Origin of the sequence: Acinetobacter sp. YH12140 (genome assembly GCF_013418475.1) — a bacterium.
Classification (GTDB): Bacteria; Pseudomonadota; Gammaproteobacteria; order Pseudomonadales; family Moraxellaceae; genus Acinetobacter; species Acinetobacter amyesii.
The window spans coordinates 17543-40780 of the sequence record NZ_VPBZ01000004.1 but is presented as its reverse complement, the minus strand read 5'-3'; the positions used below and the strand labels follow the sequence as shown (position 1 = coordinate 40780).

The window sequence follows — 23238 nt, the reverse complement described above, 5'->3', positions numbered from 1 at the left end:
TCTAGTACTTCAAATTTTCTAATTGCTAGATTTCTTTGGGGATTTTGGGTGAGTTCAATTGCCACCACCTCAAAAAAAGCTATTATTTAAAAACCGTTCATTTTTTTTTGCAAAAAATTATCTTGAATTTATATATGAGCCAATGAATAAAAAATAATTATACTTTTTTTTGAAGAGTTAATTTTTTATTATATTCCATACTGCAGTTATATTTTCAATCTCAGCACCCTAAGGCACTGAGATTACCTAAAAAATTAAAATGAAGAGCTAGTTATAACTCCACATGTATGGGTATATGTGAGCTTCCTCACAAGAACTATCTTAAATTACATATTTGGATAATTCGGACCACCACCGCCTTCAGGCGTTACCCAGGTGATATTCTGAGAGGGATCTTTGATGTCACAAGTCTTACAATGCACACAGTTTGCTGCGTTAATTTGGAAACGTTTAAAACCGTCATTCTCTTCCATAATTTCATAAACACCAGCAGGGCAGTAGCGCTGAGCAGGCTCATCCCATTTTGGTAAGTTCACATTTACTGGAATAGAGGCATCTGTCAGCTTCAAGTGAGCAGGCTGGTTTTCTTCATGTACTGTGTTTGAAACGAATACAGAAGATAGGCGGTCGAACGTTAACTTGCCATCCGGTTTTGGATAGTCTGGTTTCATGTTGTTCGCTTCTACAGATTTCATTGCGCTGTAGTCAGGCTGTAAGTCATGCAGCGTAAATGGCACTTTAAAGATGTTTTGATCGATAAAGTTAAATGCGCCGCCGCCGAATGTACCGAATTTATGCATTGCAGGGCCAAAGTTACGAGCGTTGTATAACTCTTCTTTTAACCAGCTGTTGTTAAATTTCTCAGTGTATGCAGTCACTTCTTTAGCGAAGAAGTCTTCACCTTCGGTCACACGGGCAATAGCAAGGTCACCGCCTTTTTCTACACCGGCAGCAATCGCTTCAAATACTGCTTCACCGCACAGCATGCCAGATTTCATGGCAGTGTGAGAGCCTTTGATTTTTGCAAAGTTCAAGAAGCCAGCGTCATCACCAATCAGCGAGCCGCCTGGGAATGTGAATTTAGGAAGCGAGTTGAAACCTCCTTTCACAACTGCACGCGCGCCATAAGAAATACGCTTGCCGCCTTCAAGGAACTGTTTGATCAGCGGGTGTGTTTTCCAGCGCTGCATTTCCATGAATGGGTACATGTGCGGGTTGGTATATGACAAGTCTACGATCATACCCAAAGTCACTTGGTTGTTTTCTGCGTGGTATAACCACCAGCCGCCTGAAGAACCCGTTTCAGTTAAAGGCCAGCCAGCACCGTGCATTACCGTACCTGCTTTGTGTTTTGCAGGGTCGATTTCCCAAAGCTCTTTAATACCGATACCGTAATGCTGCGGATCAGCATCTTTATCTAAATCAAATTTAGAAATAAGGCGTTTGCCTAGATGGCCGCGGCAGCCTTCAGCAAATAATGTGTATTTTGCATGCAGTTCATAGCCAGGGGTAAAGTTGTGCGTCGGTTCGCCATCTTTGCCAATGCCCATGTCGCCAGTTTGGATGCCTTTAACCGTACCGTCTTCATGGTAAAGGATTTCTGAAGCTGCAAAGCCTGGGAATATTGATACTTCTAATTCTTCAGCTTTAGCGCCTAACCAGCGAACCACGTTGCCCAATGAAATGACATAGTTGCCATCATTGTGCATGGTTTTTGGCACCATCCAATGCGGCATTTCTTGAGATTTTTCATCAGACAATAAGAAATAGGTTTTGTCTTCAGTGACAGGCACATTTAAAGGAGCGCCTTGTTCTTTCCAGTCAGGGAAGAGTTCATTCATCGCGCGAGGTTCAAGCACAGCGCCAGACAGAATATGCGCCCCTACTTCGGAGCCCTTTTCTACGACACAAACGGACAAATCGTTCAGGTTATTTTCAATTGCAAGTTGACGGATTTTAATCGCTGCAGAAAGACCCGCAGGGCCTGCACCAACGATTACTACGTCAAACTCCATCGATTCACGTGTAATATCTTCCATGATTTTTACTCTGTGGATTATTTCATAAAATTGGGGTGAGAAATTTCAGCTTAAATTTAAAAACCCGCTTGCTGGCCTAAGCAAGCGAGATAAGAAGTTAAATAATGCCTTCAACTGATAAGGATTGAATATATTCTGGACTAAACTCCAATTCCTTTAAAATACTGTGGGTATGCTGACCTAAACTAGGTATGCCTTTTACAGTAAAATCCTCAGTATTGGATAAACCGACTGGTTTTAAGGTTGGGATTTTTCCAACAGGGGAATCGACCTCAATCCAACGCTGGCGTGCCTGAAGCTGTGGATGCTGCCATAGGTCTTGAACTTGATTGACACGTGCATTGGCAATATTTGCGCTTTCTAAACGCTGCATAATTTCAGCTTGTGACCACTGGCTGAACTTTTTTTCGATCATATGACACAATGTATGTCTGTTTTGCGAGCGGAGTGTATTGGTGTGGAATCTTGCATCGAGATAAAGTTCAGGAGCTTCTAGTACCATTTCACAAAAGGCTTGCCATTCACGATCATTTTGCACACCTAAAATGACTTGCTTTTGATCGCCTGTTGGGAATGGCCCATAAGGGTAAATGGTGGCATGTGAAGCACCGCTCCGAGGTGGTGAGGACTCACCATTTAGAGTGTAATACAGCGGGTATCCCATCCATTCTGTCATGCTTTCCAGCATAGAGACATCAATGCGTTTACCTTTGCCTGTTTTACCGCGCTCAATCAGCGCAGCCAGAATATTACTGTAGGCATACATGCCAGCAGAAATATCTGCGATGGAACATCCTGCTTTAACACTTTCCTCATCCGTGCCAGTAATAGAGAGAAAGCCTGACTCACTCTGAATCAGCAAGTCATACGCTTTTTTGTCGCGGTATGGCCCAGGATGATTAAGATCATCGCCATATCCAGAAATGTCGCAGACAATAATTCTAGGATTAATTTCAGCAAGCTCTTCGTATGAAAAGCCTAAGCGTGATGCCGCACCAGGCGCTAAGTTTTGTACTAATACATCAACTTTTAATAAAAGTTGTTTGACTACAGCTTTTGCTTGTTCAGTTTTTAAATCTAACGTCAGGCTTTCTTTTGAACGGTTTGTCCAAACAAAATGCGAGGACATGCCATCGACACGTTCATCGTACTTTCGGGCAAAGTCACCAACCTGTGGGCGTTCAATTTTGATGACACGTGCCCCAAGGTCTGCGAGTTGCCTTGTACAAAATGGCGCAGCAATCGCATGTTCTAAAGAGACTACAGTGATTCCATCTAAAGCTGGCATGTTAACCCTCGTGATATTGTACAGCGCCTTTCATTGCAATTTGCCCGTCAGATTTTTCAATCCATAATTCAGCTTGGTTGAGCTGTACATCGCCGCAAATTGAAAATGTATTGAAATCATATACAGGATTAACAGCTTTGAATTCGAAGCGCGAAATTTTTTTATCGCTATGTTCTTGTTTAAATGTATGCAGCAACAATGTTGCTAAAAGGGGGCCGTGAACGACGAGGCCTGGGTAGCCTTCTGTTTCCATCGCATACGGACGATCATAATGGATTTTATGACTATTGAAGGTTAAAGCAGAATAGCGGAATAACGTAGTGGTATTCACTGAAAAACTTTTTTTGTATGTATATGGCTTTTCTGTGACCGCAATTGGCGCAGCAGCTTTAAGCGTTTGTGGCTGATTAGATGCAGCGCGATAAACGATATCCTGCTCTTCAACAATGGCTAAAATATCATTGGAAAATATAGAGTGCTTTACCGTAACGAAGTACATATCGCCACTTTTGCCAGATTTGAACTGAATTTTAATAATTTCAGATTCTTTACGGACGTTGGTATTGAGTAGTACAGGTTCAATAAATTCAATGCGGCTGCCTGCCCACATACGTTTAGGAAAAGGAATTGGGGGTAAGAATCCGCCTTTTTGAGGATGTCCATCTTCAGCGAGGTTTTCTGAATTTACAATTGGCAGGAAGTAAAACCATTGATATAGGTGCGGTAACTCACTGATTTTATTTTCCGTCTGATTTAGCAGCGCTTGCATCATTGAGACAGAGCGCGGATGTGTAAAATCATTTAAAACTTCTTTTTTGCCAATCCAAGCATCAAAATTTTCCATATTCTTATCCCTATATTCCTTTTTTTATTCCTTAAGATGCACGATCAATAATTTTTTGTGCTTGCAAAATAACCGGTAGATCAATCATTTTTCCATTCAAGCTGACTGCTTGTCCTTTTGCGTCTTCAACAGCTTGCATAATTTGGTTTGCCCAAGAAATTTCCTGAGTGCTTGGATTAAACGTTTGATTGACAAGATTGACTTGGTTGGGGTGAATACACAATTTGCCAGCGAAACCTAAGTTTTTAGCTTGCTGTGTTTCTAATTGAATTAAATCTTCATCCTTAAAATCAACCGTCACACCATCTACAGGTGCTTGAATCTTCGCGAGTTGAGAGGCTAAAACAATTTCATTTCTAAACGATAGCAGTTCTAAATAACCGCCATTCATATTCAACTCAAGTTGGAAATCAATCGTGCCAAACATCAAAGCAATGACTTGCTTGGTACAAGCAATTTGTCTGACATTTGCGAAACCCTGAGGTGTTTCAATCAGTGGAAAAATACCAACATCACGAATTTTCAGCACAGCTTCAATGTCTGCGCTGGATTCAGTTTTAGGCAGCACAATTGCGCTTATATTGGGAAATTTCGCTAATTCGATATCCGCCAAGAACCATTCAGTTTGGCTTGAGTTCACGCGGATCATCACTTGATGTTCAGGATGGTCTTGCAGCCAAGCAGCAAGTGCATCACGTGAAGACTGTTTAAGATCGAATGGAACGGCATCTTCTAAATCGATGATCACAGCATCGGCATCGGCATTGAGCGCTTTTTCGAAGCGCTCAACACGATTGGCTGGAACAAAGAGATAAGAACGTGCTGATTTCATCACTTTATTCATTGACTTACCTCATTAGAATGAACGTGGAAGACCAAGTAAGTGTTCAGCAACAAAGCTGTAAATTAAGTTGGTTGAAATAGGTGCAACTTGATATAAGCGTGTTTCACGGAATTTACGTTCGATATCATATTCATTAGCAAAACCGAAACCGCCATGGAATTGAAGGCAGTTATTTGCCGCTTCCCAACTTGATTTCGCTGCTAGATACTTTGCCATATTGGCTTCTGCACCACATTTTTCACCACGATCAAACATTTCACATGCACGGAAGCGCATTAGGTTTGCAGCTTCAATTTCAATGAAGTTCTCTGCCAATGGGAACTGTACACCTTGGTTCTGACCAATTGGACGGCCAAAAACTACGCGGTCTTTTACATATTGTGTAGCACGGTCCATAAACCAGTAACCATCGCCAATACATTCTGCGGCAATTAAAGTACGCTCAGCATTCAAGCCATCTAAAATATATTTAAAGCCTTTGCCTTCTTCACCAATTAGGTTTTCTTCAGGAATTTCTAAATTATCAAAGAAAATTTCGTTGGTTTCATGGTTAACCATATTTGGAATAGGGCGGACGATCATGCCATTTTTTTCAGCTTCACGTAAATCCACCATGAAAATGGACATACCTTCTGATTTTTTAGTGACTTCAGAAAGTGGAGTTGTACGTGCTAGCAGAATCATCCAGTCACTGTGCTGTACACGAGAAATAAAAACTTTTTGTCCATTTACCACATAGCGGTCGCTTTTTTTTACTGCTGTGGTTTTAATTTTGGTGGTGTCTGTACCCGTTGTTGGTTCAGTCACACCCATGGTTTGTAAGCGCCATTCGCCTGTTGCAATCTTAGGTAAATACAATTCCTTTTGTGCTTTAGAACCGTGGCGCAATAATGTGCCCATGTTATACATTTGACCATGGCATGATCCAGCATTGCCGCCGCTGCGGTTAACTTCTTCCATAATAATAGAGGCTTCAGTCAAGCCTAGACCAGAACCGCCATATTCTTCAGGAATCATGGCCGCCATCCAGCCAGCTTTTGTCAATGCATCAACGAATTCTTCTGGGTAGGCACGTTCTTCATCAATTTTACGATGATATTCTGCTGGAAATTCTGCACATAAAGCGCGGACTGCTTCGCGGATTTCTTGGTAATTATTGATTGTGCTTTTCATTTGATGTCCTTATCGAAACAGGTTTTTAGTAACTTGTAATGATCATATATTGTTATTATGAGAATAATAAAATAGAATATTTTGATAGTCGTTATGCTAAAAGAATATTGAAATGGACATCAAACAATTACGATCTTTTATAACAATTTCAGAGACTAAGAATATTACTAAAGCAGCAGCTTTATTAAATATTGTACAGCCTGCAGTTTCACGGCAAATTCATTTACTTGAGGATGAGCTTGGTGTCGAATTGTTTGAACGCGGCCGTCATGGCATGCACTTAACCAATGAAGGAAAAATTCTAGAAGTTTATGCAAGACGAGTTCTAAAGGAAATTGAAACTGCAAAAATTGAATTAACTTCATCAGACGGTGCGTTGAAAGGTACGGTCAATGTTGGGATCTTAGCAAGTCTAAGCGAAGCGCTCTCTGTATCTCTCATGCGGGTGATAAAAGAAAAATATCCCTTTGTCAATTTAAAAATTACAGTGGGGTATTCAGGGCATTTAAAAGAATGGCTAGAAAGCGGTGAGATTGATGTTGCTTTGATTTATGGGTCAGTTTCATCTAAGTTTTTAGATTTACAGCCGCTTGTACGTGAACAGCTGTGGCTGATAGGCGCTTACGACTCTAAACTAAATGAACTGGAAGAAGTAGAGTTGAAGCAGATGTCTGCATTTGAATTAATTTTGCCATACACACCGCATCGTTTACGTACACTGATTGAGCAAGGTTTTCATAAAGCTAAATATGAACTAAAGATCAGTGCAGAAGTGAATGATCTCAATGTGCAAAAACAATTGGTGAAAGAAGGCTTTGGATTTACGATTTTACCGCTGGTTTCTATTAAAACAGAATTAGCGCAAAAGACTTTGCAGGCCTCAATTATTAATCACCCAGATTTTATGCGTGAAATTGGTTTGGCACTCCCGAATACACGCCATATTTCAAAATTGGTGCATACCATTGCCAATGAAATTATTGCGAGTTCAAGACAGGCGGTACGTTCTGGTACATGGCTTGGCTGTGAATGGATCGGCCAAGAATAAAAAAATGCTCCCTCAGGAGCATTTTTTTATAGAGTATCAAACTTACGCTGTTTTATTTGCAGCGACAGTTGCATTTGCTTTGCTATCCGCTGACTCTAAATTTTTGGTGTCTGCTTGAGGGTCATACATTTTTTCTTTAATAAACAATGTTGGTAATGCACATATTAAATATGCAACACCCATCACCAAGAAGCCTAAACCAATAGAACCTTCTGTTGCAATGAAGCCAATGGTTGCAGGGGCAATAGTCGAACCGATACGTCCAACATTATGTGCGGTACCAATGGCAGTTCCACGTACATTGGTCGGGAAACTCTCAGACATATAGGTGGTATATACACCCAACGGCATGCCATATAAGAAACCAAAGATCACAAGCAAGTACAGAATATTGCTGGCATTATGGAACATTACAATGATGATTAAGAAAATTGCAGTAGAAATCGCACCGAACATGAAGGTGAACTTACGTCCGAGTTTATCACCCATCACACCAGCTAAAATCTTACCACCAATCATTGCTGTATAGCTGCCGATCAAATAGTTGGTCATAGACTTGAAGTTCATGCCCAATTCTTGCTCTAGGTACAACGGCATCCAGTTATTTACACCATAATAACCAAACTGCATGAAGCCAGCGACAATCATCCAAAACACGAGCGTTCTGAAAATTAATTTATCTTCAACCAATGCTTTAAATACTGAGCGGTCAGTTTTGACCATCTTAGCTTCATTTTGAGTACGATTGAGTCGTGCATTTTTCCAAGCTTCTGATTCTTTGACAAAAAATGGCATAAGAATACCAATAATTGCGGCTGAACCACTCACCATGAATAGCATACGCCAGCCATGTTCTGGAATAATCGCACCAGCAAGCAATGAAGCTACAATATAGCCAAATGTCCATCCAGTAAAAATTGTCGCAATAATCGTTGTACGATATTTTGTAGGAACAAGTTCTGACATCAAACCTGCACATACCATATAAACCGCACCTAAGCCTAGAGCAGAAAGAAAGCGAACAGCAGCAAATTGGTAAACGTCTGTAACAAAACCTAAAAGTGCAGTCAAGATTGAGAATTTAATGATACTCAAGGAAATAATACGGACACGGCCGAATTTATCGCTGGCCCAACCGCCAAAAATACCTCCGATGGCCATACCGGCAAGAGTTACACTGCCTAGCATTCCAGCTTGAAATGACGACAAGCCAAATTCTGCTTTTAAACTAGAGAGGCTATAAGAGAGGAGCAGCATATCTGCGCCATCGACTAAAAGAACCAAAAAGCAGAATATAAAAGCTGCAATCCACTTTTGCTTAGGCGGTGAACTGACTACATTTGCTGCTTGCATATAATTCATCCTTAAATGTTTTTTATATTTAATAGCCTGCTATGTTTTTTAAGATGTGAACATCTTATTTTATACGTTTTATTATGCTGAATATGGAATTCAGTTAATAAATAGATAGCATGATTGACTATAATTAAAATATAGTTGCGAAAGTTATTTAAATGGGTAAATTAATTTATCGATCCTGATTCAATTAATTTATTTTGATTATTAAGTGTGTCTGAAAAAACAGACAACCTAAAGATCTATATTTAATATAACGATGCTTTATTTGAATTTAAATAGATATAAATATGTTATGTTTTGATCTATTTAATGCTGAAAATTGATTGCTATTTAAACAAAAAACCATCACTGAAAGTGATGGTTTTTTACGTCGTATTTAGACTTTTTCAAATAAGGCAGCAATGCCTTGCCCGCCGCCGATGCACATGGTTTCTAATCCATACTTTGCATCTCTGCGCTGCATTTCATGTAAAAGCGTCGTCATAATACGGATGCCCGTTGCACCAATAGGATGACCGAGTGAAATCCCGGAACCATTGACATTGACACGTGAGTAGTCGTGTATATCTAATGCTTTTAACACTGCTAACGCTTGAGCAGCAAAGGCTTCATTCACTTCAAGCAAGTCAATTTCATCTAAGCTGATATTGTGTTTTGACAGCAATTTTTGTACTGCTGGTACAGGACCAATACCCATGCGGCTGGGTTCACAACCAACTGCAGTCCAACCTACAATTTTAGCCAATGGTTTCAAACCATGTTTTTCTGCATATTCTGCGCTGACCACTAAACATCCTGCAGCCGCATCATTTTGCTGACTCGAATTTCCTGCGGTGGTCACACCATTTTCACGCAGAATACGAAGTTTAGCTAAACCTTCTGCAGTTGTATCAGCTCGAATTCCTTCGTCACGGAGTACCACTGTTGTTTGTTTTTTAGTTTTAACTTCAACAGGAATAACTTCATCTGTAAACAAACCATTATTCCATGCAGCATCTGCTCTTTGATGACTCAGTGCGGCAAAAGCATCGCATTCTTCACGACTGATATTGTAATCATGTGCTAAATTATCTGCAGTTTCGGGCATGCCTGAAATATAGCCGAAACGCTCCACAGGTTGTGAACGCTCACGGCCACGCTCTAAGCGGTCATAAAAAGTCACATTACCTGCGCGTGAGCCCCAGCGCATATTGGTCGAGTAATATTCAATATTACTCATGCTTTCTACACCCAGAACAAGAACAGATTCTGCTTGGCCGGTTTGAATATTCATTGCAGCATTCATCAAGGCTTGGAGGCCTGAACCACAGCGACGGTCAAGTGTGTAGCCGGGAACCTCAATTGGAAGATTGGCTGCTAAAGCGGCATAGCGGCCCAGGCAGGGTGCTTCACTGGATGCATAAGATTGTGAGGCAATCACCTCATCAATCGTCGATGGATCAATTTGAGTTTTTTCTAGAACTGCTTCAATCACTTTCACGGCAAGATCTACAGCAGATAAGGATGCTAGACCACCGCCAAATTTACCAATAGGCGTGCGGATTGGGCTGACAATATATGCTTCTTTCATCATTAACTCCATTTAAAGATAAATCGTATTTTGTGCATCTGATTCCAACTGTGCTCTGTACTCAGGTGCTGCAATCTCAATCATTTTTTCTACACGCTGTTTAATAGACAAGCCACGTAAATCGGCAATACCAAATTCAGTAACAACAATGCCAATGTCACATCGAGGCGTTGAAACAGGGCCGTTTAATTGTGAGACAATCCGTGAAAAATTTTTACCTGCTGCAGGTAATGCAATGATGGAACAGCCATTTTGTGCCTGATTTGCCGCGCGAATGAAATCTAATGCGCCGCCAATTGCACCGACATAGACGCCATTTGCAACTTCAGCATTAACTTGCCCAGTCAGATCAACTTCAATTGCTGAATTCACTGCGATTAAGTTGTGAATTTTAGTCAGAACGCTGGCACTGTGCGTATAGGACGTTGGCCTCAATTGAATATTCGGGTTGAGGTGTACCAGCTGCTGTAATGCGTCCGAGCCGTTCACTAAGCCAGTAATTGTGATACCGGTATCAATGGGTTTCTCGGCATTGTTAATCACGCCAATTTTGGTCAGTTCACCAACACCATCACTAATAATGCCGCTATGAATACCTAAATTCTTGTGCTGATTTAAGGCATTTAAAACGGCTTCAGGCAGGGTGCCGATGCCAATTTGTAAGGTTGAACCATTTGGAATTAATGAGGCTACATTCTCTGCAATTTGCAAATTAACCAATGAGTGTTCATTATTTATTTCGGTAATATGTTTATGATTGGATTCAATGAAATAATCAAAATTTTCTTGCGTTAAATATGTCTCTGAATATGTCCATGGAATATCTGAATTAATTTGTGCAATAATGATTTTAGACTTAGGGATTAAATCTGAAATATAATCCTGACCATGTCCAAAACTATATTGTCCTAACTCATTGGGTGCTGAGAGCTGTATTAATAAAATATCAGGAGATATGTGCTCTGCTAGCATTGAATAATGTAAAGGCAGAATATCTAAATGATGATTTTTTGCCAAATTACGATTACTTCCAGCACCGCAATAACTTGAGAAATCGATTTTTTCAGCATGTGCTGGCTGACATGTGGCGTAGTTACTGATACCTAAAAAAACACGGAATTTTGGCAGCTCAGGTAACTTTTGCATTAAATCCTGAGTTAAAGAAATAGGTTCAGCCTGAGCTTGTCCCCAAACAATTAAGTCGTTTTCTTTAATGATGTTTTTCCAGTCGACACTTTTTACTTTGTTCATCATATTCATTCATTTATACATAAGAACAAAAAAGGGCTCGTCCTGTCGAGCCCCATTATTTTTTATGATGCTTCGCGAATCATGTTGCGGGCAATAATGATTTGCTGAATTTGTGTTGTACCTTCATATAAACGGAATAAGCGTACATCACGGTAGAAGCGTTCAATAGGGTATTCGCTGATATAGCCTGATCCACCTAAAATTTGTACACCGCGGTCTGCTACTCGGCCGCACATTTCAGTGGCAAACATTTTTGCACAAGAGGATTCCGTGCTGACATTTTGTCCCGCATCACGTTTTCTTGCTGCATCTAAAACCATGCATTTTGATGCATAAATCTCAGCTTTAGAGTCTGCAAGCATGGCTTGAATCAATTGGAAATTAGCAATTGGCTCACCAAATTGGGTACGTTCCATTGCATAGCGTAAAGAGTCTTCTAGGATACGTGTTGCTGCACCCGCACTAAGTGCTGCAATATGCAGACGGCCTTTGTCGAGCACTTTCATGGCAGTTTTAAAACCGACACCTTCAACACCGCCAATCAGGCTTGATGCAGGAATACGGCAGTTTTCAAAAATAACGTCACAGGTATGCGCGCCTTTTTGCCCCATTTTTTTATCACGCTTACCAAGTGAAATGCCTGGTAATTTACTGTCGATGATAAAAGCCGAAATACCGCCTGCACCTTTAATATCTGGGTTAGTACGTGCCATTACTGTAAAGACACCGGCATGCGGGGCATTGGTAATAAAACGCTTCGTACCATTTAAAATGTATTCATCACCATCTTTTACTGCTGTTGTTTTTAATGAAGCCGCATCAGAACCTGAGTTGGGTTCAGTTAAGCAGAAAGAACCAATGATTTCGCCTGAAGCAAATTTAGGTAAAAATTGCTGTTTTTGTTCTTCTGTGCCATCAATGATTAAACCCGCAGCTCCAATACCGTTATTTGTGCCAATGTACGAACGGAAGGCTGGAGAGGTGCGTCCAAGCTCAAATGCAATGATGACTTCTTCTTCCATGGTTAAGCCAAGACCTTCATATTGATCAGGAATTGTTAAACCAAATAGTCCTAACTCTTTCATTTGCTGAACGACATGCGGTGGCATTTCATCTGTTTCAGCCATTAACTCTTCATTCGGAATTAATACGCCATCAACGAATTGACGAATTGTATCTACCAATTGATCTAATGTTTCTTGATCGCGGATCATGACAGTGGCTCCTTGTGTCATTTATGAACTGTTCTCGTCTGAACAGCTATTCAATTTTGTTTAATTATTTCTCACTTTATACAGTGTCAATGTTATCACTTCAATCAGATTTTAAGATTACACAGTGAATTTTATATGTTAATTTTTGATCAAAATAATCAAAAATTAATATCCACTTTTAGTCTATTTTCATAGCTTTAATCATTCCTTTTAAAAATAATCATCTGTATATTGATTTAAAAATACGCTGTACGGAATACAAAAGAACGGTATGGATATACTTAAAATAGCGGTTAAGGAAGATGGGGTTGCAATTGTTGAATTGCATCGCCCTGAAGCGCGAAATGCTTTAAATTTAGCGCTTAGAGAGGCCTTGGCAAATGCCTTTGATACTTTAGATGCCGATAAAAACGTAAAAGTGATTGTGTTGACTGGCGGTGAAAAAATCTTTGCTGCTGGTGCTGATGTTAACGATTTTCTAACGGCTACAACTAGCCAAATGTATTTGCGCCATACTGAAAAATACTGGAAAAGTATATCAAATTGCAGCAAGCCTATTATTGCTGCTGTTAATGGCTATGCATTGGGTGGAGGCTGTGAACTTGCCATGCATGCAGACATTATTATTGCGAGCGAAACAGCAACTTTTGGACAGCCAGAAGTCAAGCTCGGTCTTATGCCGGGTGCAGGCGGTACGCAGCGTTTATTACGTGCTATTGGCAAATATAAAACCATGCTGTTGGTGTTGACAGGAAAATTAATTCCTGCTCAGGAAGCATTGCAAATGGGTTTGGTTTCAGAAGTAACAGCAGGTGATGCGACGCCAAAAGCGATTGAAATAGCAAATACAATTGCTGGTTTTTCAACGATTGCAGTACAGCAGATTAAGGAAGTGACCAATTTAGGACAGGATATGTCTTTAGATGGCGCACTTGCGCTAGAGCGTAAAGCTTTGCAAATTTTATTTGATACGAAGGATCAAAAAGAGGGTGCAAAAGCCTTTTTAGAAAAAAGACCAGCTGTGTATCAAGGAGAGTAACACAATGAAAATTGAGAAAATGGCGCTAGTGGGTACTGGCGTAATGGGTATGGGTATTGCGCAAATTGCAGCACAGGCAGGTCTTGAGGTTCGTTTATTTGATGCGAAAGAAGGTGCGGCTCAAGTAGGTTTAAATAAACTCAAAGCTACTTTGGAAAAATTGGTAGCGAAAGGGAAAATTTCTCCAGCTGCTTTTGAGCAAACTATTTCCCGTTTCATTGTGGTTGATCAGTTAGAGCAAGTAGCTGGTGTTGACTTGGTTGTTGAAGCAATTATTGAAAACTTGGAAATTAAACAGACCTTGTTTAAGCAGCTGGAAGACATTGTCTCTGAGTCGGCTATTTTAGTTTCAAATACTTCGTCATTGGTCGTTACAGAAATTGCTGCAAGCTGTAAGCATAAAGAACGTATAGCAGGATTCCATTTTTTCAATCCTGTGCCGCTGATGAAAATTGTAGAAGTGGTCAAAGGTTTATTTACTTCGGATGAAGTTGTAGATTCTTTATTAGAATTGGCTGAGTGCATGGGTCACTTTGGTGTGAAAACTAAGGATACACCAGGATTTTTGGTGAATCATGCAGGACGTGCTTTTGGAACAGAATCACTTAAAATTTTAGGTGAAGGTGTTGCAACTGTCAGTGAAATGGATCGCATTTTACGTGAGTCTGCAGGTTTTAAAATGGGGCCGTTTGAACTGTATGATTTAACAGGTTTAGATGTTTCTCATCGTGTGATGGAATCCATTTTCAATCAGTATTATCAAGAAGACCGTTACCGTCCAAGTACACTGACCCGCTTAATGCTGTCTGGCAATACAGTAGGTAAAAAAGTTGGTCAAGGTTTCTATCGTTATGATCAAGATACACGTTTAGATCAAGCACCGCCGCAAGCTGTACCGAATGTAAAAGACTTTAATGCGGTTTGGCTGGGTACAGACTTTGAAACGGACCGTGAAATTTTGGCGCAATATGTTCAATCACACGGATTCATTTTAGATCATGCCGAAAGTCCTGCTGCGGATAGCCTGATTGTATTGGCGACTTATGGCGAAGACACAACAACAGCTAGCCAACGTTTTAATGTCGATGCAGCGCGAAGTGTCAGCATCGATATGTTGACTGACTTTAATATGCGCCGCGTATTAATGCCGTCCATCATTACGGATAAAAAATACATTGATCAAGCGCATGCATTATTTGCAAAGAATAATCATGGCGTCAGCGTGATTGAAGAAAGTGTAGGCTTCGTCAGTCAGCGTGTAATTTCAATGATCATTAATTTGGCATGTGATATTGCTCAGCAGCGTATTGCATCTGCTTCAGATATTGATAAAGCGGTACGTTTAGGTCTTGGTTATCCGCATGGCCCGATCAGCTGGGGTAATGTGCTTGGCGCACATCGTATTTTATTGGTACTTGATCGTATTTATGCGATTACCGGTGATCAGCGCTACCGTCCAAGCCCATGGTTACAGCGCCGAGCAAAACTTAAATTAGATTTGCTGCACACAGCGTCGATTTAACGCATTTATTCATCATTTTTTCAAGAACGAAACAATATTCTGAACGGATTTAGAGGTGATTTATTATGGGTACTTTAGAAGGTATTCGTGTCCTAGATTTAAGTCGTATTTTAGCGGGTCCTTGGTGTGGTCAAATATTGGCTGACCTTGGTGCAGAAGTGATTAAAGTGGAACGTCCACGTGTGGGAGACGATACCCGTATGTGGGGTCCACCTTGGATGAAAAACGATGCTGGGGAAGAAACACGTGAAGGTGCGTATTTCCAAGCTGCGAACCGCAATAAGCATTCAATTACCATTGATATTTCTAAGCCAGAAGGACAAGAGATTGTCCGTCAACTTGCGAAGGATTCTGATGTTGTTATTGAAAACTATAAGGCGGGTTCCTTAAAAAACTACGGTTTAGACTATGAGAGCTTAAAAGAAATTAATCCAGGCTTGGTGTATTGCTCTATTACAGGCTTCGGTCAAGATGGACCACGTGCAGAAGAGCCGGGTTATGACTACATCATTCAAGGTATTGGCGGTTTGATGTCAGTTACGGGTGATAAAGAGCCGTTAAAAACCAGCGTTGCATTTGCCGACTTAAATACAGGTTTATATTCGGCCATTGCCATTCAAGCAGCGATTATTAACCGCTTTAAGACAGGTCAAGGTCAGCATATTGATATGGCGCTGTTGGATGTACAAGTCGCATGTTTAGCCAATATTGGCATGAACTATATTACATCAGGTGAAATTCCGAAGCGTTATGGCAATCAGCATGCCAATGTTGTTCCATATCAAGTTTTTAAAGCTTCTGATCAAGACTTTATTGTGGCTTGCGGAAATGACAAGCAATATGTAGTGCTGTGTGAAGCGATTGGTTTACCCGAATTAGCAACAGATCCACGTTTTGTGACCAATGCACTTCGACTTAAAAACCGTGATGAAATTGTCGAAATTTTAAGTCAGCATTTCTTAACCAATACAGGAAAATACTGGGTGGAAACCATTCAGAAAGTCAAAGTTCCTGTCGGTGTCATCAATAATCTTGAACAGACCTTTGCTGAACCACAAGTGATTGCCCGAAAAATGCTGGTTGAAATGAAGCATCCAATGAAAGAGAAATTGAAAGTCATTGCTTCGCCAATGAAATTTTCACGCACTCCAGTGCAATATCGTAAGGCACCGCCAACCTTGGGTGAAGACACCGATGCTGTTTTAGAACGATACCTTGGAGCTGAAGAAATTTCTCAGCTGCGTACGAAGGGTATTGTCGGTTAATCAAAAAGTGTTATTTCGCTTAAATTGCCAATTTAAGCGAAAACTAAGTGTTTAAGTCCCCCTGCAAAAAGGCATCAAATTTTTTTATGAAATTTGAGGGGGACACTTGTTTCATGAAATTGAAATGAAAATAAAATTTCATAATAAATTCAAATAAATGGATGTTTGAAAATCACAGGGAGGGCACTATGTTGCCATTTTTAAAATCAAGTTTAGTTGCAGCGCTGAGCAGCTGTTTATTTATTCCAATGACGTATGCGAATACGGAAATCAATCAAAAGATTGATGCGCTTTACAAGGAAATAGATCAGTTGAAAGCAATGGTTGCGCAGCAAAATGCGCAACTGCAGCAAAATCAAAATACCACGGCAACACTCGTAGCAAATACAGAAAAAGCTGATCAAACCATCGTTCAAGCCCGTTCTAAAGGCGGTGCGGAAGTCACGCTCTATGGTTTTGTCCGTGCGGATGCTGCGTATCAATTTGAAGGCGGTAACGGTATTTTTAACCGTATCAACAACGTGGCTTTAGAGGGTGATGCCAATAAAAAGCAAACGGAAAACCGCTTCGACAGCACATTGACTTCATCACGTATTGGGATGGATTTAAAGACTAAACTGGCAGATAAAGATATCAATGCTAAAGTGGAAGTCGATTTTCGCGGCGGTGATAAAAACGATACCATTCGTATTCGTCATGCTTATTTGGCTTGGGACAATTGGCTTGTTGGTCAAACAACATCATCATTTTTATCCACTGAGACACTGCCAGAGCTTTTAGATTTTAATGGTGTTTTGGGTGGTGGCGTTTATCGAACGCCAATGGTTCGCTATAGCCATGCGCTGTCACCGGATGCACAGCTTTTGGTGGGGATAGAAAAATCCAGTGATGCCAATGAGTTTCCCGCACTGACGGCAAAAGTCAGTCAAAAACTGGCCGATAACAAATTATTAATTAATGGTCGAGTTTTGGCGCAAGAAGTCAGAAACCGTTCTCAGCAGGATGATCTCACGGAATTTGGCTGGGGTGTCGCAGCAGGTCTGCAATATCAACCCGCGAATAATGTGACAGTGAATGCAAACTACTCACATGTCGTTGGTGATGATAAGTATTTTTTATATAACGCTTCAAACAGCTATATTCAAAGCAATGATTTGAAGTTAGTTGAGTTTGATGCAGTGAGCGCAGGTTTAACGTATCGTATTAATCCGAAATTAAGAAGTACTTTAGGTTATGGTGCATTATTTTATGATGAAAATAATGCGACTGGAAATGAGAGTTTACAGCAAGCTTGGCTAAACCTGATGTATAACCCATTTAAACCAGTGACTTTTGGTATGGAGTATATATATGGTGAACGTGAAACGATGGATAATAAACAAGGTAAAGATAGCCGTTTAGAATTTATGGCGAAATATGATTTTTAATTGGTTTGTTATTTAAATATCAGGCTATATATTAATATGGCCTGATATTATTTTTTTTGGAAAAAATTAATATTATCGTTTGATGATCATTAATGTTGCTGTGCCATGCGCAAAAACTTTATTATTTTCATCAATAATTCTACCTTCAGTCATAACCAAAGTTTTACCTGTATTGATAATGGTTCCAATTCCCCTGTAGGTTTTATTAATTTGCATCGGACGGATCATTTTAATATTTAGGTCAGTCGTGGCAAAACGAATCCCTTTTTCCATGACAGTATGTGCTGCAGCGCCAGTTACACTGTCTAATACCGTTGCGCAAAAGCCACCATGAACACCGCCTTGAAGGTTTATATGATGTTGATTTGGCGTAACTTCATAAACAATATATCCAGTTTTTACTTCAACCAGTTTCATTGGGATGGTGCTGGCCATCGGGGCGTGGGAAATACTCCCATCTTTGACTGCTGTTAAAAACTCTAAACCCGTAAGTTGATCTGTAGACATTTTAAATCCTAAATATATTGCTGTTCTAAGAGAATATTTATTTTATTTATAACATAAAATTTTAAAAATTAAATACAACTTTGTTATTGGACTGCTCTTTGTATAGTGAAAAACTATTGTTAGCCGAAGAAAATTTTATTATACCTGTTTGGTTTATTTATGTAGATTTGTTTTTAGGGTGTTTTGATTTAAGTTGAAAATTCATTTTATTTATATGAATTTTATAAATTAAAACGTCGCATTGTGATTTATTTTCCAATGTGTATCTTCTATTCATTATTAATACGTAGAAAACTATGCGCCAAATTCATAAAATATTAGTTGCGAACCGTGGTGAAATTGCGATTCGTGTCATGCGGGCAGCATCTGAAATGGGCATTCGAACCGTTGCGATTTATGCAGAAGAAGATAAATTTGCCATGCATCGTTTTAAATCAGATGAAGCATACCGAGTAGGAGCAGGCAAGAAACCAATTGCGGCTTACTTAGATATTAAGGACATCATTAGAATTGCATTAGAAAATAATGTAGATGCCATTCATCCAGGTTATGGTTTTTTATCAGAAAATCCAGATTTTGCAGAAGCTTGTAAAGAAGCTGGAATACTATTCATTGGACCGAGTGCAGATGTGATGAGACAGCTTGGTAACAAAGTAATGGCGCGTAATGTCGCAGTCATTGCTGGTGTGCCAGTTGTGCCAGCAACAAATGCACTGCCAGAATCAATTATGGAATGCCGAGAGATTGCCGCTCAAGTGGGTTATCCATTAATGCTGAAGGCAAGCTGGGGTGGTGGTGGTCGTGGCATGCGTGCAATTGAGCATGAGGGTGAGCTTGAAGATGCTATTCACATTGCACGCCGTGAAGCAAAATCTGCTTTTGGTAATGATGAAATTTATTTAGAGAAGTTGATTCGTCAAGCACGTCATGTTGAGGTGCAGATACTTGGGGACATGCATAACAATATTGTTCATTTGTTTGAGCGTGATTGTACGGTACAGCGTCGCAATCAAAAAGTTGTAGAGCGTGCGCCTGCACCTTATTTGAATGAAGAACAGCGTGAAAAACTCTGTGCAGCAGCCTTGAGGCTTGCAAAGGCGGTGAACTATACGCATGCGGGTACAGTTGAATTTTTAATGGATGCTGAAACAAGCGAGTTTTACTTCATTGAAGTCAATCCGCGTATTCAAGTAGAGCATACAGTCACTGAGGAAATCACTGGCATTGATATTGTCAAAGCTCAGATTCGTATTACTGAAGGGGCGAAGATCGGTGAGAAAGAAAGTTTTGTTCCTGTCCAAGAGCAAATTAAAATGCTTGGTCACGCTGTTCAATGCCGTCTGACCACTGAAGACCCGAAAAATGCGTTTATGCCAGATTATGGCAAGCTGACTGCATATCGTGCAGGGACAGGTTTTGGGGTGCGGGTCGATAGCGGGACAGCTTATACTGGTGCTGTTATTAGTCCATATTATGATTCGCTGCTTGCAAAAGTGACGGTACGTGGTTCATCTATGCATGAAGCCAATTCCCGTATGTTGAGAACTTTAAAAGAATTTAGAATCCGCGGTGTTGCGAATAATTTAGCCTTTCTAGAAAATGTAATTACCCATCCATTATTCAGTTCGGGCCAATGTACGACAAAATTTATTGATACAACACCAGAGCTGCTGAACTTTCCAATTAAACAAGACCGTGCAACAAAGCTCTTAGAGTTTTTAGGTGATATCACTGTCAATGGTCAGCCGGAACTGAAAGGTAGACAATTACCTCAAATACAGACCTTTTCAGCACCACTACCGTCTTGGGAACTTAGCAATGATTCAGGTTTAACAGGTTCTAGAGAGCAATTTAAATTGCTCGGCGCAGATGGTTTCAGTCAATGGATGTTAGATCAGAAACGCGTCTTGATTACCGATACGACTATGCGAGATGCACATCAGTCATTGTTTGCGACGCGAATGCGCAGTGCAGATATGCTTGCCATTGCGCCATATTATTCAAAAATGGCAGACCAGCTATTTTCACTCGAATGCTGGGGCGGGGCAACTTTTGATGTATCGATGCGTTTCTTAAAAGAAGACCCTTGGGAGCGTTTGGAAAAACTACGTGAAGCTGTACCAAATATTTTATTCCAAATGTTGCTCAGATCTTCAAATGCGGTGGGATACACCAATTATCCTGATAATGTCGTACGTCATTTTATTCAGCAAGCCGCGCAGTCTGGTATTGATTTATTCCGTGTTTTTGACTCTTTAAATGCAGTGGATAATATGCGCACCGCGATAGATGCTGTACGTGACACGGGCATGCTTTGTGAAACCGCGATTTGCTATACCGGCGATATTTTTGATCGTAGTCGCCGCTATGATTTGAAATATTATGTCAATATGGCGAAACAGCTGGAAAAGGCTGGAGTAAATATTCTGGCAATTAAAGATATGGCCGGTATTTGTAAGCCTAAAGCTGCCTATGAATTGATTAAGACCTTAAAAGAAGAGACTGGTTTACCAGTTCACTTCCATACACATGACACAAGCGGGATTGCTTCGGCAAGTATCTTAGCTGCAATTGATGCAGGAGTAGATGCTGTAGATACCGCCATGGATGCAATGAGCGGTTTGACCTCGCAGCCAAGTATGGGCTCCATTGTTTCGGCACTGCAAAATACTGAGCGTGATACAGGTTTAAATCAGAAAAGTCTACAAGCGTTATCGAGCTATTGGGAAGGCGTACGCAATATTTATGCACCGTTTGAAGCAGATATGCGTGCAGGCACAGCAGACGTTTATCATCACGAGATGCCAGGCGGTCAATATACCAACCTACGCGAACAGGCGCGCTCTTTAGGTTTAGAAGAGCAATGGTCAGATATCTCAGATGCGTATGCTCAAGTCAATTTACTGTTTGGTGATATCGTTAAAGTCACGCCGACCTCTAAAGTTGTAGGGGATATGGCTTTGTTTATGGTGTCGAATAATTTGACGACCGAAAATGTAAAAAGCGCAGACTATGCAATTGATTTCCCTGAATCTGTAATTTCGCTGTTTAAGGGTGAATTAGGAGTGCCAGCGCATGGTTTTCCTGAAGATTTACAACGAAAAATTTTAAAAGGTGAACAGCCTTTAAGTGACAGACCTGGTGCGCTTTTGCCTGCAGTTGATTTAACAGGGGAAAAGAAAAATGTTCAAAAACTTTTAGGTCAGTGTATTCGTGAGCAAGAATTTGCTTCTTATTTGATGTATCCAAAAGTATTTATGGAATTTATGCAGCATAAGCAGAAATATGGTGCAGTATCCAATATACCTTCGACTGCATTCTTTTATGGCTTAATGGAAAATGAAGCTGTTGAAGTTCCGCTTGAAAAAGGCAAAATGCTAGAAATTAAACTTCTAGCGCAATCCCAAGCGAAGAATGGAAACGTTGATTTATTTATTGAATTAAATGGACAGTTGAGATTGCTGCAAATTCAGCAAACTGGACAACTGTCAGAGCAGAGCCGTACTCAAGCTGAAACAGGAAATGCGCAGCATGTTGGCGCGCCAATGCCGGGTATGATCAGTACTGTTGCTGTGAAACAAGGCCAGAAAGTTGAGAAAGGAGAAACTTTATTTACTGTTGAGGCAATGAAAATGGAGTTGGCGGTTAAAGCGGAAGTGGATTGTATTATTCAAGACATTTTATTGAATTCGGGTCAATCTGTAAAAACCATGGATTTGGTGATGACATTATCCTAAGAGAAAATAAATTCAAGCAAGCCCAGATTTGCAATCTGGGTTTTCGTTTATACTAATTTATTAATTGAGCCATTTTGTCATTCAATAAGGTGTAATCAGGTGGGGGAGTAGTAGCACCTGAAATAAGCATGTTTTGCTGTCTGTAACATCCAGCATTGTCATTATCAATATTTTTAAGAATTAGTTGATGGATGTTCTGGATTTGCCATTCAGAAAAAGGCTCTTCTTTACGAATAAAGCCTTCTACATAGTAAATCGCATTTCTACGGTTAATTGCCTCGAAATGTGCTCGTAATGCTTTCCCGCCAACAGTAATACCTTCCAACACAACTTTTGTTTCTAGCAATGTCAGTGTATTGGCTGCAATTGCATTTGAATGGTATGTTCAGCGAACAATAAGATTTTTTTACAATTGCAGGAGAAAGGGGACGATGCTGATCTAATTTTGTTTTTAAAGTATCTATAATGTCAAACATAACTTTTTATCTACAGTTGAATTTTTAAATGATACATATAAAAGAAATGTTATAACATTTCTTTTATATTAAATGTATACGTGTTAAAATCAGTACACCATTTCAAATCCTGTTAATGGATTTGAACAAAATAAATTTTGTGATTCAATGCGCTAAATCTAATTTGGGTAAAAAATGGGTACAGGTAAAATGCTATTGACTTTATGGTTCACTAAATCAATAGTTTAGGAGTTGAGTTCAACTCCCGCCATCCCACCAAATTCCTAAAAAAGCCTTTAAACTCAATGTTTAAAGGCTTTTTTATTGGCTGTATTGTCCGACCTTGTCCTAAGCTGTGTGACCCAATTTTTGCCTTGAGTGGGTAATTTTTGGGAAAATTTACCCAATAATTTTAGGATTGATAACGGGTAAATACACATGAAACTCACAGATACAGAATGCAGAAAAGCACAGCCACAAGATAAGCGTTACCGTCTGTCAGATGAGAATGGTCTTTCACTTCTTGTGACGCCAGCAGGACAAAAATACTGGAATGTACGTTATACCGTTCATGGTGAACGCAATTCTGAGTCATTCAGTCTATATCCTGAGGGGGAGTTTAAAGAAAGCAAGAGAGCTTGCCCTTGAACTGAAAT

General features: G+C 40.1%; 16 protein-coding genes and 2 pseudogenes. 7 read left to right on the top strand and 11 right to left on the bottom strand.

The annotated features are described in order from the left end of the window. Window positions 1-326: 326 nt before the first annotated feature. From FTU75_RS06720 to FTU75_RS06700, 5 genes are all read right to left on the bottom strand, one after another. A complete protein-coding gene (locus FTU75_RS06720; RefSeq protein WP_180115484.1) occupies window positions 327-2039 on the bottom strand; it encodes an electron transfer flavoprotein-ubiquinone oxidoreductase in 1713 nt (570 codons plus the stop codon). Window positions 2040-2136: 97 nt separating this feature from the next. Further along, complete coding sequence (locus FTU75_RS06715; protein WP_180115483.1) at window positions 2137-3327, bottom strand: CaiB/BaiF CoA-transferase family protein; 1191 nt, start codon at window positions 3325-3327, stop codon at window positions 2137-2139. A gap of 1 nt (window position 3328) precedes the next feature. Beyond that, the gene (locus FTU75_RS06710; protein ID WP_180115482.1) at window positions 3329-4171 is read right to left on the bottom strand and encodes a hypothetical protein; all 843 of its coding nucleotides are present in this window, start codon (window positions 4169-4171) and stop codon (window positions 3329-3331) included. A 31-nt stretch (window positions 4172-4202) separates the two neighbouring features. Beyond that, window positions 4203-5015 carry a CoA ester lyase gene (locus tag FTU75_RS06705; protein ID WP_257223733.1) on the bottom strand — a complete coding sequence of 271 codons (813 nt, stop codon included), beginning with the start codon at window positions 5013-5015 and terminating at the stop codon, window positions 4203-4205. A 12-nt stretch (window positions 5016-5027) separates the two neighbouring features. After that, complete coding sequence (locus FTU75_RS06700; RefSeq protein WP_180115481.1) at window positions 5028-6188, bottom strand: acyl-CoA dehydrogenase family protein; 1161 nt, start codon at window positions 6186-6188, stop codon at window positions 5028-5030. A gap of 112 nt (window positions 6189-6300) precedes the next feature. Here FTU75_RS06700 and FTU75_RS06695 point away from each other — a divergent pair, with 112 nt between their 5' ends. Then, window positions 6301-7236 carry a LysR family transcriptional regulator gene (locus FTU75_RS06695; protein WP_180115480.1) on the top strand — a complete coding sequence of 312 codons (936 nt, stop codon included), beginning with the start codon at window positions 6301-6303 and terminating at the stop codon, window positions 7234-7236. 114 nt (window positions 7237-7350) lie between these two features. Here FTU75_RS06695 and FTU75_RS06690 read toward each other — a convergent pair. The 4 genes and pseudogenes from FTU75_RS06690 to FTU75_RS06675 all read right to left on the bottom strand — a co-directional run. Continuing rightward, window positions 7351-8589: pseudogene (locus tag FTU75_RS06690) on the bottom strand (MFS transporter); the annotation flags it as partial. A 382-nt stretch (window positions 8590-8971) separates the two neighbouring features. Continuing rightward, window positions 8972-10165, bottom strand: a complete 1194-nt coding sequence (locus FTU75_RS06685; RefSeq protein ID WP_180115478.1) for an acetyl-CoA C-acetyltransferase — start codon at window positions 10163-10165, stop codon at window positions 8972-8974. Between the two features lie 12 nt (window positions 10166-10177). Next, a complete protein-coding gene (locus tag FTU75_RS18650; protein ID WP_373423586.1) occupies window positions 10178-11419 on the bottom strand; it encodes an acetyl-CoA hydrolase/transferase family protein in 1242 nt (413 codons plus the stop codon). Between the two features lie 59 nt (window positions 11420-11478). Further along, entirely contained in the window at window positions 11479-12630 is a 1152-nt protein-coding gene (locus tag FTU75_RS06675; protein WP_180007406.1) for an acyl-CoA dehydrogenase family protein, read from the bottom strand. 271 nt (window positions 12631-12901) lie between these two features. On the opposite strand from FTU75_RS06675, the gene FTU75_RS06670 reads away from it, so the two are divergent. The 4 genes from FTU75_RS06670 to FTU75_RS06655 all read left to right on the top strand — a co-directional run bounded on the left by FTU75_RS06670 (window position 12902) and on the right by FTU75_RS06655 (window position 17883). Continuing rightward, complete coding sequence (locus tag FTU75_RS06670) at window positions 12902-13669, top strand: enoyl-CoA hydratase-related protein (RefSeq protein ID WP_180115476.1); 768 nt, start codon at window positions 12902-12904, stop codon at window positions 13667-13669. A gap of 4 nt (window positions 13670-13673) precedes the next feature. After that, the gene (locus FTU75_RS06665; protein ID WP_180115475.1) at window positions 13674-15191 is read left to right on the top strand and encodes a 3-hydroxyacyl-CoA dehydrogenase; all 1518 of its coding nucleotides are present in this window, start codon (window positions 13674-13676) and stop codon (window positions 15189-15191) included. Window positions 15192-15256: 65 nt separating this feature from the next. After that, on the top strand, window positions 15257-16456 hold the full coding sequence (locus tag FTU75_RS06660) for a CaiB/BaiF CoA-transferase family protein (RefSeq protein WP_180115474.1): 1200 nt from the start codon (window positions 15257-15259) through the stop codon (window positions 16454-16456). A gap of 188 nt (window positions 16457-16644) precedes the next feature. Then, a complete protein-coding gene (locus FTU75_RS06655) occupies window positions 16645-17883 on the top strand; it encodes a DcaP family trimeric outer membrane transporter (protein ID WP_180115473.1) in 1239 nt (412 codons plus the stop codon). Between the two features lie 72 nt (window positions 17884-17955). On the opposite strand, the gene FTU75_RS06650 is transcribed toward FTU75_RS06655, so the two are convergent. Next, entirely contained in the window at window positions 17956-18390 is a 435-nt protein-coding gene (locus FTU75_RS06650; RefSeq protein ID WP_180115472.1) for a PaaI family thioesterase, read from the bottom strand. A 296-nt stretch (window positions 18391-18686) separates the two neighbouring features. On the opposite strand from FTU75_RS06650, the gene FTU75_RS06645 reads away from it, so the two are divergent. Further along, the gene (locus FTU75_RS06645; protein WP_180115471.1) at window positions 18687-22127 is read left to right on the top strand and encodes a pyruvate carboxylase; all 3441 of its coding nucleotides are present in this window, start codon (window positions 18687-18689) and stop codon (window positions 22125-22127) included. Window positions 22128-22182: 55 nt separating this feature from the next. Here the strand turns inward: FTU75_RS06645 and FTU75_RS06640 are convergent. Next, window positions 22183-22603 (bottom strand): annotated as a pseudogene (locus FTU75_RS06640) (Fic family protein); the annotation flags it as partial. 417 nt (window positions 22604-23020) lie between these two features. Here FTU75_RS06640 and FTU75_RS06635 point away from each other — a divergent pair. Further along, the gene (locus tag FTU75_RS06635) at window positions 23021-23230 is read left to right on the top strand and encodes an Arm DNA-binding domain-containing protein (protein ID WP_257223732.1); all 210 of its coding nucleotides are present in this window, start codon (window positions 23021-23023) and stop codon (window positions 23228-23230) included. Window positions 23231-23238 lie beyond the last annotated feature (8 nt).